The organism is Bacillus cereus (genome assembly GCF_002564555.1).
GTDB classification, from domain to species: Bacteria; Bacillota; Bacilli; order Bacillales; family Bacillaceae_G; genus Bacillus_A; species Bacillus_A cereus_K.
Window position 1 is genome coordinate 146,527 of sequence record NZ_NUVD01000089.1, and the last position, 15,722, is coordinate 162,248.

The following is a 15,722-nucleotide window of genomic DNA, read 5'->3' on the forward strand; positions in this document are numbered from 1 at the left end:
TGGGATTCGGATTCATAATCAGTGGGGATGAATGAAGCCCCACTGATTAAAGTTTCACTTAACCATAAATAAGCAATAGAAATATATACAAATTTCATCAAAATAATAGAACGGAATCGTCATGCTTATAATCGCACATAAGTATGCCGAAAATCCGGCATAGTATTTGCTGGATTTTCGGCAAGAGGGGGGATGACATTGCTAGCAGTTTCGACACAAGAAGTCATTGAAGCGATTTTGGGCAGTATTGATGAGGCTATACACGCAGTAGATGAAAATGGTATTACAATTTTTTATAATACAGTTGCTGCAAAACACGATGGATCCAAAATTGAAAAAGTGTTAGGAAAGCATTTGTTAGAAGCATTCCCATCTTTAACTAGGGAAACGAGTACATTGATGAAAGTATTAGATACAAAAAAACCAATAATACATCAAGTTCAGCATTATCAAAACTTAAATGGAGAAGACGTTTGTACAGTAAATACGACGTTGCCTATTTTTATAGATGGGAATATTGCTGGTGCTGTTGAAATTGCCAAGGATTATTCTACAATTCAAAAACTTACTGATACAATTGTCGATTTACAGTCGAAAATAAAGCGATCATCTAGCAAAAAAGTGGTCAAAAAGCATGTCGCTTTTGAGACAATAGTGACAAATGATGTAAGATTTAAAAAAACGAAAGAATTAGCACAAAAAGTAGCACCAACTGATGCGAATGTTCTCATATATGGTGAAACTGGCACAGGAAAAGAGCTATTTGTACAAGCGATTCATGAGGCTTCTAAACGAAAAAATAAACCATTTATTGCTCAAAATTGCGCAGCATTGCCAGAATCATTATTAGAAAGCTTATTATTTGGAACGACAAAAGGTAGCTATACAGGGGCAATTGAGCGAGCAGGATTATTTGAACTTGTAGATGGTGGAACATTATTTTTAGACGAACTGAATTCCATGCCACTGGATTTACAAGCGAAAATGTTACGAGTATTAGAAGATGGAGTCATTAGAAGAATCGGTGATAATAAGACGAGAAAAGTAGATGTTCGCGTTATTACTGCAATGAATCAGCCACCAGAAGTATGTTTAAGAGAGAATAAAATTCGTACTGATTTATATTATAGATTAAATGTATTTTCATTATATATCCCGCCATTACGCGAAAGAACCGGGGATGTATTATTATTAACGTCATATTTCTTGGAAGAATACAACAAAAGTTATAAGAAAGGTGTGCTTCAAATCGATAAGGAAGCAAAGGAAAGATTGCAGTCTTATCACTGGCCAGGAAATGTACGCGAATTAAAACATACGATTGAACATGCTGTCATTATTACAGAAGGTAGTACAGTAACTGCAAAGTGTTTACCACGTACATTTCGGAAAGAGCAACTCCCGAAGCCGAAGGAGAAGAGCATACTACCGCTTCGAGAAGCGCTGCATCAAACAGAGAGGGAATTAATAGACCAAGCGCTAATGGAGACGGAAGGGAATATATTACAAGCCGCAAAAATGTTAGGTATTCCTCGCCAAACGCTTCAATATAAACTGAGCAAGTACGACAAAACCGCCGAATAATCGGCGGTTTTTGTGTGTTTGCACCAATAAAAGAGCGTTTACATATATAAAAAGTAATGAATATGATAATATGTATTGATTTTATACTACGCTTAAAAAAATTTTTTCGCTGATGTAATAGGGTTCTCCGCACATTTACTTATCAATAATATAAAGTTGGCATAACTATTGCTTATATAAAGGATGAGCGTATAAAAAGGGGGAATAGCAATGTTACATGATGTATACAAACCAAATCGTCACTGGAAGGATATCGAATTATGGAAAGATGTTACAGAAGAACAATGGAATGATTGGGTTTGGCAATTAACGAATACGATCAAAACGTTAGATGACTTAAAGAAAGTGATTAACTTAATTCCTGAAGAAGAAGAGGGAGTTAAAATTTCAACGAAAACGATCCCGTTAAATATTACACCGTATTATGCTTGGCTAATGAATCCTGATGACCCACGCTGTCCGATTCGTATGCAATCTGTACCGATCTCGGAAGAGTTATATAAAACAAAATATGATTTAGAAGATCCTCTTCATGAAGATGAAGATTCACCAGTTCCAGGGTTAACGCATCGCTATCCAGACCGCGTACTATTTTTAGTAACGAATCAATGTTCAATGTATTGTCGTTACTGCACACGTCGTCGTTTTAGTGGACAAATTGGAATGGGTGTACCGAAAAAACAATTAGACGATGCGATTTCTTACATTCGTGAAACACCACAAGTACGAGATGTATTAATCTCCGGTGGTGACGGTCTTCTAATTAACGATAAAATTTTAGAATATGTATTAAAAAATTTACGTGAGATTCCGCATGTTGAGATTATTCGTATCGGAACGAGAGCACCAGTTGTATTCCCGCAGCGTATTACAGAAAATTTATGTAATATTATTAAAAAATACCATCCAGTATGGTTAAATACACATTTCAATACTTCTATTGAAATTACAGAGGAATCGAAAAAAGCATGTGAAATGCTAGCGAACGCTGGTGTTCCAATTGGAAACCAAGCAGTAATTTTAGCAGGTATTAACGACAGTGTTCCAATTATGAAGAAGCTAATGCATGACTTAGTAAAAATCCGTGTACGTCCATACTACATTTATCAATGTGACTTATCTGAAGGTATCGGACATTTCCGCGCGCCAGTTTCTAAAGGTCTTGAAATTATTGAAGGTTTACGCGGGCATACATCTGGTTATGCAGTACCAACATTCGTTGTTGATGCACCAGGCGGAGGCGGGAAAATTGCGCTACAGCCGAACTATTTAATTTCACAAAGTGCGGATAAAGTTGTTCTTCGTAACTTTGAAGGTGTAATTACGACGTATCCAGAACCAGAAAATTACATTCCAGGAAGAGCAGAAGGGTACTTTAAAGAAATTTATCCGACTTATGAAGAGAAACGTTCTGACGTTGGTATCGCAGGTCTTATGAGCGATAAGAAATTTAACCTTGTTCCAGACGACTTGCAGCGCATGCATCGTCGTAAAGACTATGAAGATAATGAAACTCATGCATCTTTAAAAGATAAACGTGATAAGCGCGATCAATTAAAAGATAAAAAATATCAATCGCAAATGGCTAAATTAGAAGAAAATGACAAAAAAACTGAGGGTGATGCAGTATGAATTGTATGTGGTGTGACAGTACAGAAGCGAAAGAAGGCTTAAATACTGTATATTGGGAACTGCCAGATGGTACGAAAGCCATTGAAATCCAAGAGACACCATGTATTTCTTGTTCCTCATGTGGAATGGACTATCAAGCTGACCATACTGTAAAAGAAATTGAAGATCAACTGTTTTTAATTTATACAAAAGACTTGCCAAAACAACTAACATATGAAGAGTTGATGGGGAGACCACGATTGTTAAAAAGGAATTATTTCGACTTTTAACCAGCTTTTATGCTGGTTTTTTTCTTTTTTGCCTTGTATAATGTACCCAAGTTAGAAAGGTAGGGAATTTTTTTGAAAAAGACATTTTACCATTATATGATGAAGCATCGTGCAGCTTTATTTAGAAATGATATTTCAGATTTAGCAGAGGCAATGTATGATGATTTAAGTTTTCCGAAGCAATCTGAAGATTATGATGAAATTAGCTCATACTTAGAGTTAAGTGGAATGCTAGAAAGTATGTCTATATTTGATGAAGCGTGGGATTTATACATACAAGAGAGATAAAAATGATTTGAAAACATACAGAATACATTACTTTTTGAAAGTGAAGCATTCTGTATGTTTTTATATAAAATTTCTTGATTTGAAGCTAGTCTATTCACTAGCTTTTTTGCGTTTCACATAAATTTTATATAGTGATATTTTTTTATCGAAAAAATTTATGAATATAAGCTTCTGTGATAAGCGTTTTTGTGCAGGTTGCATATACTGTTATCAAAATCACGACGTCAAAAAAAGGAGAGATAGAGATGGCAAGAAAAAAACAACCTAAATACAACGTAGGGGACATAGTCGTGATTACACTATATGGAACCGTTGGGAAAATTACGAATATGAAGGTTTTAGATGAAGTTTATGTATATGAAGTAAATAATCACGATGGATTTTACGTAGAACAGACACTGCAGCCCGTTACTGAACAAGATATGAAAAAAGGTGACACTGAGTGGATTGAATTAAATTATAATTTCACATTTGGTGATCTCGTGCAAGTAACTGGATATGATAAAGATGTTTTCCGGATTGTTGGTTTTCGCACAGAAGTGTGGAGATATAAGAATGATGCATGGGAAGATACAATATATGAATTGTCACGAATTACGGATGGTGAATGGTTAGAAGCGGATGAATCAGATTTAACTTTACTTGCTAACGCTCAAACGGCAAATGCAATTTTGAAGAAAATGAAACAAGATAAAGCAGGTATGAATAAATTGGATTTAGGGAAATTAAAGTCAATTAACAACTCGAAAAAAGTGAGTGTTAAGACGAATCGTCAAGAAATCATTGATGGGTTACTTGATATTTATAACGATTATCAATTATTATTCGATACATTTAAAGATGAAGAATATAAAATTGTTATGGATGTTGTTCATAATTATTTAGTTAAATTGACAGAGAAAAAATAGTTAACTAGAAAGAGAGAATAAATTGAACAACAACATATGCAGTATAAGGTATGCCTACAATTATTAAAAAAATAAAAAGCCATTTAATAAGAGAGTCTGCCCATTTATCTTCATGCATGAACTCTTCTTTTGTTTGCTCTACTTCATATTGATATTCCATTCTTATTTCCCCCTTTGAATAGCTTGTACTACCATCGTATGCACCTTGTCCAAATGATATGATCTATAAAAAATAAAAACTATTTTTTCTAATCTCATATACATAATTTTGAGATTTTTTCATAAAACAGAAATAAAGGAGTGATGCTCATGAAGGAAATTGAAGTCGTAATTGATACGGAAGAGATTGCGGAGTTTTTTTATGAGCAACTAATTGAAAGAGGCTACGTGCCAAAACGAGAAGAAATTGAAGATCTCGCAGATATTACATTCGAGTATTTATTAGAGAAATGCATGATTGATGAGGTTTTTGATGAAGAGGAAGATTGAAAGTAACGACGGGCTTAACTCGTCGTTTTTTACTCTTTACAAATTTGTCACAAACATAGCCGACAATTATTGGTATAATTAAAAGGAAATTTTACTCAAGAGGTGAAGGGATGTTCAAAAAAATTATTGATTCTTTGTTAGGAAAGAAAAAATATCGTTCGTATTCGAGCAGTGATTATCGCCATAGAGGGCGCTCTTATTCAAGTAGCGATTATAAACGACGTTCATCGGGTTATGGGCATCATCATTATAAAAGAAAACGTAAAAGCCGTAGCTTCTTTTCAAGTAGCTGATGAAATGGCGTCGTGTACTAGCTTTATTTGATAGACCACTGCGAAAAAATACAATCGTAGCAGAACGTTACAAAATTGAATCAGTAATTGGAATGGGCAGTTATGGGATTACATATGTCGTTAATGATTTGCAAATAAATAGATATAAAGTCTTAAAACAATTAAGACAAAGTAAACAAAGATATGAGTCTGGTAGAAAATCATTTGAACAAGAGAAAAGAATTTTACAAACATTAAATCATCGTGCAATTCCTAGTCTATATGATCATTTCGTATGGGAGAAAAAGAGCTTTTTTGTGATGGAGTATATGCCTGGTGAAAATTTTGAAGATTATATTTTTTTAGGTGAGCATGTATATACAGAACGTGAAGTTTTTGAAATTTTATACGAAATATTAGAAATTGTTTCGGTATTTCATAGTAAAGGTATTATCCACCGAGATTTGCGTATTCCGAATATATTAATGAAAGAAAATCAAGTTAGTATTATTGATTTTGGATTAGCGAAATTTAAAAATGAAATAGATGAGCGAGCGACTATTTATGAAGGTGAACAAGCTTTGATGCGAGAAGTTCAATTTCGTAGTGATTTTTATGCGCTTGGTCATTTTGCTTTATTTTTATTGTATGCTGGTTATGAATCTTCTGAAAAAAAAGAGAGACCATGGTATGAAGAGCTAGTGCTAGAAAAATATAATCGCGAAACGCTGATGAGAATGTTACAAATGAAAACGCCGTATTATGAGAATGTACAAGATTTAAAAAAAGATGTAGCTTTTGCTTTAGAAAGGATGGAGACTCCATGTTTCAAAAATTTTTAGCAAGCGTTGGTATTGGTAGTGCAAAAGTAGATACTGTTCTTGAAAAAGATGAGTATATTGTTGGAGAAGAGATAGTAGGTAAGGTTCATATAACTGGTGGCTCAGTTAGCCAACAAATTGAAAGCATTTACTTAACGTTATCGACTTCTTATGTACGAGAAGTGGATGATAAAAAAGTAACAGCAACGTATGATTTAGAGCGAGTTCGTTTAACAGAACCTTTTTCTGTAGAGCCGAATGAAAAGATGGAAATTCCATTTTCATTTAAAATGCCAGTTGAAGCTCCGCTTACACTTGGTATGAAAACTGTTTGGGTACATACAGGGCTTGATATTAAACGTAGTATAGATCCAAGCGATCGTGATTACATTCAAGTGTTGCCAAATGCATTGTTAAATAGTGTATTAGATAGTGTAAATCAATTAGGTTTTAAAGCGCGTCATATAGAATGTGAAGAATTACCGCATCGATTACGCAAGCGAGTTCCATTCGCACAAGAATTTGAGTTCATTCCAGTTTACGGAAAATATTGTGGGGAATTAGAGGAATTAGAATTATTAATCTTGCCAGGTGCTTACGACAGACTAGAAATTATTATGGAAGTAGATAGAAAATCTCGTGGATTAGCAGGTCTATTTGCAGAAGCACTTGATCTAGATGAGAAGACTATTCGCTTCACAGTAACGAGTGAAGATATTCCGACGATGGAGCAAAAAATTAACAATTATCTTTTTTAAAATCTATGCATAAAAAAGAAATGGAGAGGAAAACTAAAACAACCGCTCCATTTTTTGCATAGTGAGGTTATGTATGTGAAACGATATCGACATTTATACTTGTTAAGCTTTACCCTACTTATTTGTTTTGTCGCACTATCACTTTCGTATCATACCACTTGTATCGAAAACTTTGATAATGTAGTTGCACACTTTATTCAAAGTTTCCGAAACGATTATTTGACTGCATATTTTACTTGTGTTTCTTTTATTGGTTCAAAAAGAATATATTTTCCGTTACTCATTATCCTTGTAATGTATTTTCTTGTTAGAAAAAAGTTGCTTAGTGCACTACTTCTAACAATTAATTACTACGGATCACGTTATTTGAACAGTATGCTTAAACTATGGTACGGACGGGCAAGACCTGATGTAACGCAGCTTGTTACGGCAACTGGATATAGTTTTCCGAGCGGTCATACGATGAATGCTACTGCTTTTTTAGGATTTATTGCATACGTCACAATTACTGAAGAGCGTATTTCATTGCATAAAAAATTGTTGATTATTCTTATAGCAAGCTTTGTTGTATTATCTATTTCAGTTAGCCGAATATATCTCGGCGTGCACTATCCATCTGACATATTAGCAGGATGGGCAGCTGGCGGTAGCTGGCTCGTTTTATGTGTTATATTTCATAAAGCGTTCATTAAAAAAGAACCTATGTCATAATAGGTTCTTTTTCCAGTGGTTCAACATGAATATGTGCATGGTAAATTCCAAACTTTTTTCGAAGCATAGCTTCGATGTTGTCAGTAATACAGTGACTTTCTCCAACATCCATACGAGCATCTACCTCGATAGTAATATCAACATACGTTTGATTCCCATACATGCGGGCCCGAATATCTACAATATTTTCTACACCTAAAATATGTTCAATTGCATCAGCATATTCTTCCATTTTATCAGGATCAATTCCATCTGTTAGCATATGAGAAGCTTCTACGAAAATCTCCCATGCAGTTTTACAAATAATAAGGCCTACAATTAAAGCGGCAATAGGATCTAAAATAGGCATTTGAAACTGTGAACCGACAATACCTATTACTGTACCGATACTTACGAGTGCATCTGATAAATTATCCTTTGCAGCGGCCTCTAATGACTTACTTTTTGTTCGCGCTGCAATCTTTTTCGTATACTTATAAACACCGTACATAACGACAGCAGAAAATAAAGCAACCCAAGCTGCAAGTATATTAGGCGCTGCTTGTTTCGGATTTAAAAACGATTGAATGGCACTAACAACAACTTCTAATCCGACAGTCGCCATAATAAAAGAAGCAACAAGTGATGCGATTTGTTCTGCACGAGAATGGCCATATGGATGGTCTGGGTCGCGAGGCTTACGAGAAATTTTTAGACCAATTAATATTGCTAAAGAAGCACCAATATCCGTTAAGTTATTCAAACCGTCAGCACGCAATGCGCTAGAGAGGGTAATATAACTGATGATGATTTTCATAGAGGATAAAAATATGTAGGCCATAATGCTGACAATAGCACCTTTATCAGCTTCTTTATGAGAAAGAGTATCCAATTTAATCACTCACCTTTCTTTAGAGGAATTTCTTTCTATACATAGAGTATCAAACGAAACTTGTGTGGGTCTATACAAACATTGTTGACGTTTTATAGCTTTTTAAGTAGGGGATAACAAAGTTTCGTTAAGGAAAAAAATGTTGAAAAGTACAAAGCAGAAAGTTGTTAAGCAATTAACGAAGATTATGGTATAGGGAAAGGTGGCGAGAATAATGATTCGCATAATTCCTTTCATATATATTTTTCACAAAATAATCGTTTGCAATTCCTTGTGGGACTTATATAAAAGGAATGATAAAAATAATTTCTTGGATAAGGAGAGGAGAAAAGCATTATTATGTTCAATTGCCCTAAAGACACGAATGCAAAGGATATTTTGAAAAGAAACGAAAAAACCTCTGAAAAATTATCAGAGGTTTTTTTCGTTTCTTAGTATGCTTCTAAAAACTCAGTAACTTGCTCTTCAGTTTTTGCATTAGCGCTATGTAAGTGACCTAGTTTTTCACCATTTTGGTATACAAGTAAACTAGGGATACCCATTACTTGATACTCTTCAGCAATACTTGGGAGCTCATCTTTATTAATAGAATACCATTCAAATTTATTGAACTCTTCCATTACATCTCCGATAAAGTTGTCCATGCGTACGCAATCTGGGCACCATGTAGTAAAGAACTTAACAACTACAGGCTCCTCGCTTGCGATGATGTCTTTGAATTCTTGTTCAGATTTGATTTCTCTCATGTTTTTGGCTCCTCTCAATGTCACACGGATAAGCTAGTATTTTTATGCAAAATCCGTAATTGCAAACATTTTGCAAACATTAGTGTTTTTGAAATAGATTGTTTGCAAAATCTTCGACTGCTTTTTCTTGTAGGCCTGGTACGACATGCGAGTAGGTGTCCAGTGTGATACCTACTTTTTTATGTCCTAATTGTTCACTTACGCTCTTCGGATGAATACCTTGTTTCAACATTAGTGTTGCATGGGTATGCCTTAGATCATGGAACCGAATATCAGGAACCTCACTTTTCTTTATAAGCTTTTTCTGGAGTTGTGTCAAACTTATGAGATTGCAGGGGGGGCCATTTTAAGTAGGGCAAAACCAGAAATCTCTTTCCAGAAGAGGTTTTTGATCCTGTGTATGGATGCGAATTTTTTTGCCTACGCCATTCCAAAGATATTCGGCATAATTGAAGTGAACATTAGGGAGGTTCCAAAAGTAAAGTTGCCGCGTGTATTAGGCTGTTGAAATGGGGAACGAAACTATTTTGAAGCCTACCTTGTTTTGAGACACAATACAAGGTAGGCTTCAATGAAACGAAACTGATTGAAGTTGTTTTCAAATTATGCATGAACAAGGTATTGAAAGAGATGAATCGTATCTATTACATTTTATTCCATATATAACAAAACTGGTTAGCCTCTGATTCAAGTGCTATTAAATGCTCATTATTAATAGAGTTATTCGTAAACATTCTGTTCTTTTGGATGTTAAGGACTGTATAATTCACATCGTTATGTTCATTTGAAAATGTTGATTCATTTAATAATGTTAGTGTTGAGTTGATGTTGTATTTATCAATTCGCTCTCTTTTTCCTTTGAAAAATAGTTTGATAAGATGCGGCTCATCATTAATGAGCAAACCGAGTTCAGGTGATGAGCGGACGATTAAATCATCTGATATCCAATGTGATTTACCTGGATCGAACCAAGAGATGTCTTTGTTTTTAATAAATTTTTTGTACTGTTTTATGACATCAATATAGTTTTGCTTTTTTTTCTGATCAACTGTTTGCACTAATGTTTCGAAACATTCAAAAGGTAGTTTATTTTGATGGAATTTAATAACATTTTCTCGTAATTGTTTCCAGTAATCAAAAATTGGTTGGTATTCAGGTTGAGATTTTAGATTTTTTACAAAGGTTGTTTTAGCAGCACTACTTTTCAGTGTGAAGTCTAAAAATTGTGTAAGGCTCACTTTAATTTCTGCCATAGTACACTCCCTTTCTGAACTTTACCAATTTGATAATAGGAAGGAAATCCTTCCTAAAAGAGCAGCTAGCAAAAGCTAACTGCTCCACTCATGGAATATTGAGTTTTATAAAAGTCGGGATAAAATATCTTTGATTAATCCTGTAGCCCCAATGAGGAGTATAGATAGAAAAACAATTGATAATATACTTTTTTTAGGTTTTTTAAACTCTAGGTATAAGTTAATAATTGCAACAATAATAAAGATAACGAGTCTTAATGTATCTGTCATGAATAACACACCTATAAATTACTTAATTGTATTATAAAGGAATTTTTCTTGTGATTAGGTTGTTCGAGCAAGATTTAAGGTAATTTTAAACGGAAAATTGTATGAAAGAAGATATGTGAAAAAGGGATGGTGTAGAACTCAAGTTTTTTAAACTGAAAATAGAGATTTTCCTCAAACATTTATTAAAGCTAAGAATATTTATAAGAATATGAGTATGGAAACAGGTCTAATTTTGTAATAGTGGAGGAGATTGTTGTGGACATAACTCAAAGTGTGGTAAGAATAGTAGTTAATGGGAAAGACCTTCCGTTCACTTCAGTTCAAACCTCTGCATGGAATAATGGTCCTGTATATGATTTAACTGTTTCAACAAAGCAGAGAGTGAACGAACTTTATCAATTTATGTGGTCACAGGTACCAGTAACACTTACGGTGTATTTTCTCCAAGGGTTGGAGTTAATGCGATTTGTTAGGATTACTGGAATTAATGAAAATGTAGCGGGAGAATATATATACCATTTCTCTTGGGGATAAAACGAATTTAAAGTAGCTTAACAGCTACTTTTTTATTTTGTAAAGAAATTATTGGGAAATCGTGAATGAAAAATCCCTCCAAAAGATCTGAAGTGATTTTTCATTCACATGTAATATTAAATTAGAAATTTACTAAAGAGATTTTAAATTTTCCTTGTTAAAGAGGCCGGATAGATCAGCTAGTATTCTACCTAAAATTAAATGAGTAATTTTAGTCTGTTAACGAATTCGTTTCTTTCTAAGTTATCGAAGTATTTAAGATGTAAGCATCATGAATTACGCGGATTAACAATGGGATAATAATCGTACTTCAGTTTCATATTTCGTATAGGTTGGATATTGAGTGATAATTTGACATTTAGAGGTGAGTAGTTGATTAATGATAGAAACATTTGTGATTACTTCGTTGCAAGGACCGAAGAATGTGATTTTTAGTTTTGAGTTTGGTGGAACTTTAAACATGAGAGGTCTTTTTTTCATAAAATCAGCTCCTAAGATTTCACATTATATATGCTTCACCTTTTGATTTAAATGATTATTAAGGTGTATTTATATAATATGAAATCTTAGTTAAGTTGATTATAATATAGAAGCTCATGGTCGTATAAGTACTTAAATATATGGAAGAAAGCTGAGAATACTCTATAAAATATTAAATTGATAGAATAGATAAAAGTGAAAAATGATTGGTTTATCTAATGTATTTTATGTCCCATTACATATTATAGTAGTAAGAATTGTATGAGGAGGTAATAATAGGGTGGAAGAAAATGTACAACCTCAGCTTTCACCACCGTGGATTACATATTTTAATGAACTAATAAATTCAGTAGGTGCTGATCCGACTGTTACAGTTGGTCCACTTATTCCGGTTGGTGGAAATTTTATTATTTTAGTGCATGCGTTAAGTAATGAAAAAGCGATAGCGTTAGCAACGCTTCTAAAATCTTTTGTCCAATTTGGGAATGTAAGTGTGACAGTTATTGTAACTAATAATGAAAATGAAATTGTAAATCCAATTCCTTGTCCACTAGATGCATTTGAAATTGCACATTTATTTCTAGTAGCACTAGAAAATAATCCTTATTTTGAACAAGTTGTGGTACAGCCTCAGTTCCCTGGTGGATCGAATGTTGTTTTTCCAGTTTTTAAAGCGGAAGTGATTCAATTTTTTAACGATGATATTTCAAATCTATGTCAAACGTTTACAGGTGTTGCTGCAAATGTGTTTCGTGATGTGATGGAGGATGGGGTTTGTGATATCCAAATTTTATTTTCTACAGATTGCGTTATGAGCAGTGAGAATCCACAATTACAAAATACAGGTTTAGCACCAAAGTTGTTTTATTAAGGGAAAAAAGACATTTTCAATAATCGAAAATGTCTTTTTTTCTATGTATTAATATTATTTTGTACCAAAATGTATCGGCTAGCAATCAGTGACTATAATTTTAAAAAGGCGGGATAGCGTATGAAGTTAAATAAAGAATGAGCGTTAGAGCATTATAAAAAGGTAGCTACTTTATATGTGTTTTTCTCGTACAGGCAATGTAGAAAGTTTTTTCTATTATCAACAAAAATAACTGATATTAATAGCCTATTTACAAATGAATGTAGTAGGAGTTTTTTGTATGAAATAAACGTAAAATTGATAGAGGTATTTTTTGATGGGTATATATTAAAAAAAGTAAAGATTTCCCTTATTTATATTATAGATAGCTAGCTAGTATTAGGTATATGGGGCTAACAATAAAACAAGCTTTGAATATAATAATAATAATAAGGAGTTGAATTGTAATGGGTTATATTGTAGATATTTCAAAATGGAATGGAACGATTAATTGGGATATTGCAGCACCTCAGCTAGATTTAGTTATAGCTAGAGTTCAAGATGGATCAAATACGGTAGATTTTATGTATCAAAATTATGTGAGTGAAATGAAAAAGCGCAACATACCATTTGGCAATTATGCATTTTGTCGATTTATATCTATTGCTGATGCAAAGAAAGAGGCACAAGATTTTTGGAATCGTGGTGATAAAGCAGCTAAGTTTTGGGTGGCGGACGTCGAAGTTCAAACGATGGTAGATATGCAAGGCGGGACACAAGCCTTTATTGATGAATTACGCCGTTTAGGTGCGAAAAAAATAGGTCTATATGTTGGGCATCACACGTACGTATCATTTGGAGCGCGAAATATTGAAGCTGATTTTGTATGGATCCCTCGTTATGGAGGAAATAAGCCGGCATATCCGTGTGATATTTGGCAATATACAGATTCGGGAAATGTTCCTGGTATTGGGAAATGTGATTTGAATCAATTAATAGGAAATAAGTCGCTTTCTTGGTTCATAGGTTCGAACCAGGTAAATCAATCTAACGTAGTTGATACAAAACAACCGAATGGTATTGGTATTGCAGTTTCAAAATATCCAGATGGATACGGTATAAATTTATATGAAAATCCTGAAAATCCTCAGTTTACAGGTGCAATCACTCAGAAAATCCCGTATTTAATCTTAAATGGTTATTGGGGAGGTGGCGATAAAGATATGATTTGCTTAGGGAATGATAAGCAGTGGGCATATTTAAAACATTTTGATGTAAAATGGTATTATGCTTCTTCAAAATATCCTGTCGGGTACGGAGTGAATTATTACGGAGAGCCTGAATGTATTCATTATAAAGGCAATATAGATGGATCAAAATCTTTTCGTGTGTGGGGAAGAGTAAAAGGTGCGGTAGATATCGGACAAAGTAGTTGGATACCGGAAAAACATTTAATCATAAGGTAATCATATTAGTTAAATGTTTTTTAGGAATGTGTAAAGAGTCTTCTCACTAATGAATAGTGAGAAGACTCTTTACATTTGTAGATGAAAAATATGGTACATACTTGATTCAAATGAAATGAATTACATGTGGAAAACACACTATTTTCACAATAACAGTGTATAGTTACTTTTGCATAATGATAAAAGTGAGGTATTTGAATTGAAAAAGAAAAAGCTATTTTGGGGAACGATTATTTCATGCGTGGTACTGGCATTAGTTGCATGTGCATGTGGTTTCTCAAACAACGTAGTAACATCAAAAGTAGGAAATGTTACAGAGAAAGAGTTAAGTAAAGAATTAAGACAAAAATATGGGGAAAGTACTTTATTCCAAATGGTGTTAAGTAAGGCGTTGCTAGATAAATATAAAGTTTCAGATGAGGAAGCAACAAAACAAGTAGAAGAAGCAAAGGATAAAATGGGTGACAACTTTAACTCGACTTTAGAACGACTTGGATTGAAAAACGAAGATGAATTAAAAGAAAAATTGAAGCCAGAAATCGCATTTGAGAAAGCGATAAAAGCGACTATCACAGAAAAAGATGTAAAAGATAACTATAAACCAGAAATAAAAGTAAGTCACATTTTAGTGAAAGATGAAAAAACCGCTAAAGAAGTAAAAGAGAAGGTAAATAATGGTGAAGATTTTGCGGCTTTAGCGAAACAATACTCAGAAGATACTGGTTCAAAGGAACAGGGAGGCGAAATAGCAGGTTTTGCTCCTGGACAAACTGTGAAAGAATTTGAGGAAGCTGCGTATAAATTAGATGCAGGACAAGTAAGTGAGCCCGTTAAAACATCTTACGGTTACCATATTATTAAAGTGACCGATAAAAAAGAATTGAAGCCGTTTGATGAAGTAAAGGGTGAAATTCGTAAAGATTTAGAACAACAAAGACTACAAGATACGACAGGTAAATGGAAACAGCAAGTAGTCACTGATTTATTGAAAGATGCGGATATCAAGGTGAATGATAAAGAATTTAAAAATACATTTGAATTTTTAGAGGAAAAATAATATGTAAAGAGGAAAACGGAAATTTAGCATTTTGCTAGATTTCCGTTTTATTCTTTTTATGAAAAAAGAATAAAACTACTTCGGTGAACACAATTACACTAGAATGATTCGCATGAGTAGCAAATGTAGAAACGAAATACTAAATAATGATTTGCATCATCGTATAAAATTTCTGATGTGTTGTGTAATAGTAATTAGAAAAGGGAACTCATATAGAGTTCCCTTTTCTAGTTAGTGTGTGAGTTATAAATAGATAGTAAGACAATATAATATTACATTTAAATATTAAGAATTACAATGGGAAATTATGGTGAAACGGAGCGGAGAATAAAAGTTAGTAACAAAAACGTTGATATAATAATGTTTTTGTTACTTGATTTCGTTAAATATAAATTAAGTATATTAATTTTTTAAAGTGGATAAACATAATTTGAAGAATAATACATATAATATTTTTGAATAA

19 protein-coding genes and 1 pseudogene are annotated in these 15,722 nt (G+C 33.5%); 14 read left to right on the forward strand and 6 right to left on the reverse strand.

The genetic code is table 11. The features are described from left to right. The first annotated feature begins 192 nt into the window (after positions 1-192). The 5 genes from rocR to COI75_RS20400 all read left to right on the forward strand — a co-directional run bounded on the left by rocR (position 193) and on the right by COI75_RS20400 (position 4,681). Positions 193-1,584 (forward strand): arginine utilization transcriptional regulator RocR, encoded by a 1,392-nt coding sequence (gene rocR / locus COI75_RS20380; protein WP_080013211.1) that lies wholly within the window; start codon positions 193-195, stop codon positions 1,582-1,584. Positions 1,585-1,794: 210 nt separating this feature from the next. Beyond that, complete coding sequence (ablA, locus tag COI75_RS20385; protein WP_000902135.1) at positions 1,795-3,216, forward strand: lysine 2,3-aminomutase; 1,422 nt, start codon at positions 1,795-1,797, stop codon at positions 3,214-3,216. After that, positions 3,213-3,485 carry a YokU family protein gene (locus COI75_RS20390; protein WP_000995758.1) on the forward strand — a complete coding sequence of 91 codons (273 nt, stop codon included), beginning with the start codon at positions 3,213-3,215 and terminating at the stop codon, positions 3,483-3,485. The genes ablA and COI75_RS20390 overlap by 4 nt, the downstream gene beginning before the upstream one ends. 72 nt (positions 3,486-3,557) lie before the next feature. After that, positions 3,558-3,773 (forward strand): YozE family protein, encoded by a 216-nt coding sequence (locus COI75_RS20395; RefSeq protein ID WP_000750716.1) that lies wholly within the window; start codon positions 3,558-3,560, stop codon positions 3,771-3,773. A gap of 245 nt (positions 3,774-4,018) precedes the next feature. Beyond that, positions 4,019-4,681 (forward strand): hypothetical protein, encoded by a 663-nt coding sequence (locus COI75_RS20400; RefSeq protein WP_000101493.1) that lies wholly within the window; start codon positions 4,019-4,021, stop codon positions 4,679-4,681. A gap of 4 nt (positions 4,682-4,685) precedes the next feature. On the opposite strand, the gene COI75_RS20405 is transcribed toward COI75_RS20400, so the two are convergent. Then, positions 4,686-4,841 carry a DUF3930 family protein gene (locus COI75_RS20405; protein ID WP_002095676.1) on the reverse strand — a complete coding sequence of 52 codons (156 nt, stop codon included), beginning with the start codon at positions 4,839-4,841 and terminating at the stop codon, positions 4,686-4,688. A gap of 149 nt (positions 4,842-4,990) precedes the next feature. Between COI75_RS20405 and COI75_RS20410 the strand changes: the two genes are divergently transcribed. The 5 genes from COI75_RS20410 (at position 4,991) to COI75_RS20430 (ending at position 7,732) form a co-directional block, all read left to right on the forward strand. Then, complete coding sequence (locus COI75_RS20410; RefSeq protein WP_000658452.1) at positions 4,991-5,170, forward strand: YozD family protein; 180 nt, start codon at positions 4,991-4,993, stop codon at positions 5,168-5,170. A 110-nt stretch (positions 5,171-5,280) separates the two neighbouring features. Beyond that, a complete protein-coding gene (locus tag COI75_RS20415; protein ID WP_000473370.1) occupies positions 5,281-5,463 on the forward strand; it encodes a hypothetical protein in 183 nt (60 codons plus the stop codon). Beyond that, positions 5,463-6,284 carry a serine/threonine protein kinase gene (locus COI75_RS20420; protein WP_000872052.1) on the forward strand — a complete coding sequence of 274 codons (822 nt, stop codon included), beginning with the start codon at positions 5,463-5,465 and terminating at the stop codon, positions 6,282-6,284. Before COI75_RS20415 ends, COI75_RS20420 begins: the two co-directional genes overlap by 1 nt. Then, the gene (locus COI75_RS20425; RefSeq protein WP_000486618.1) at positions 6,266-7,021 is read left to right on the forward strand and encodes a sporulation protein; all 756 of its coding nucleotides are present in this window, start codon (positions 6,266-6,268) and stop codon (positions 7,019-7,021) included. Before COI75_RS20420 ends, COI75_RS20425 begins: the two co-directional genes overlap by 19 nt. Before the next feature lie 75 nt (positions 7,022-7,096). After that, positions 7,097-7,732: a phosphatase PAP2 family protein gene (locus COI75_RS20430; protein ID WP_000833361.1), complete on the forward strand. Its 636-nt coding sequence runs from the start codon at positions 7,097-7,099 to the stop codon at positions 7,730-7,732. Here the strand turns inward: COI75_RS20430 and COI75_RS20435 are convergent. The 4 genes and pseudogenes from COI75_RS20435 to COI75_RS20450 all read right to left on the reverse strand — a co-directional run bounded on the left by COI75_RS20435 (position 7,722) and on the right by COI75_RS20450 (position 10,602). Then, positions 7,722-8,603 (reverse strand): cation diffusion facilitator family transporter, encoded by an 882-nt coding sequence (locus tag COI75_RS20435; protein WP_000380391.1) that lies wholly within the window; start codon positions 8,601-8,603, stop codon positions 7,722-7,724. The genes COI75_RS20430 and COI75_RS20435 overlap by 11 nt on opposite strands. A gap of 431 nt (positions 8,604-9,034) precedes the next feature. Beyond that, the gene (locus COI75_RS20440) at positions 9,035-9,349 is read right to left on the reverse strand and encodes a thioredoxin family protein (protein WP_001206939.1); all 315 of its coding nucleotides are present in this window, start codon (positions 9,347-9,349) and stop codon (positions 9,035-9,037) included. Between the two features lie 79 nt (positions 9,350-9,428). Continuing rightward, positions 9,429-9,695, reverse strand: a pseudogene (locus tag COI75_RS20445) (tyrosine-type recombinase/integrase); the annotation flags it as partial. A gap of 298 nt (positions 9,696-9,993) precedes the next feature. Next, a complete protein-coding gene (locus COI75_RS20450; protein WP_000807979.1) occupies positions 9,994-10,602 on the reverse strand; it encodes a hypothetical protein in 609 nt (202 codons plus the stop codon). Between the two features lie 525 nt (positions 10,603-11,127). On the opposite strand from COI75_RS20450, the gene COI75_RS20460 reads away from it, so the two are divergent. Then, on the forward strand, positions 11,128-11,406 hold the full coding sequence (locus COI75_RS20460; protein WP_000355697.1) for a hypothetical protein: 279 nt from the start codon (positions 11,128-11,130) through the stop codon (positions 11,404-11,406). A gap of 285 nt (positions 11,407-11,691) precedes the next feature. Here the strand turns inward: COI75_RS20460 and COI75_RS20465 are convergent, their stop codons facing one another. Beyond that, the gene (locus tag COI75_RS20465; protein WP_002095674.1) at positions 11,692-11,886 is read right to left on the reverse strand and encodes a hypothetical protein; all 195 of its coding nucleotides are present in this window, start codon (positions 11,884-11,886) and stop codon (positions 11,692-11,694) included. Positions 11,887-12,166: 280 nt separating this feature from the next. On the opposite strand from COI75_RS20465, the gene COI75_RS20470 reads away from it, so the two are divergent. The 3 genes from COI75_RS20470 to COI75_RS20480 all read left to right on the forward strand — a co-directional run bounded on the left by COI75_RS20470 (position 12,167) and on the right by COI75_RS20480 (position 15,259). Beyond that, positions 12,167-12,757, forward strand: coding sequence for a hypothetical protein (locus tag COI75_RS20470; protein WP_000392285.1), 591 nt, complete (start codon positions 12,167-12,169; stop codon positions 12,755-12,757). 446 nt (positions 12,758-13,203) lie between these two features. Continuing rightward, complete coding sequence (locus COI75_RS20475; protein WP_000540648.1) at positions 13,204-14,202, forward strand: glycoside hydrolase family 25 protein; 999 nt, start codon at positions 13,204-13,206, stop codon at positions 14,200-14,202. A 199-nt stretch (positions 14,203-14,401) separates the two neighbouring features. Continuing rightward, the gene (locus COI75_RS20480; protein ID WP_000727493.1) at positions 14,402-15,259 is read left to right on the forward strand and encodes a peptidylprolyl isomerase PrsA; all 858 of its coding nucleotides are present in this window, start codon (positions 14,402-14,404) and stop codon (positions 15,257-15,259) included. Positions 15,260-15,722: the final 463 nt, after the last annotated feature.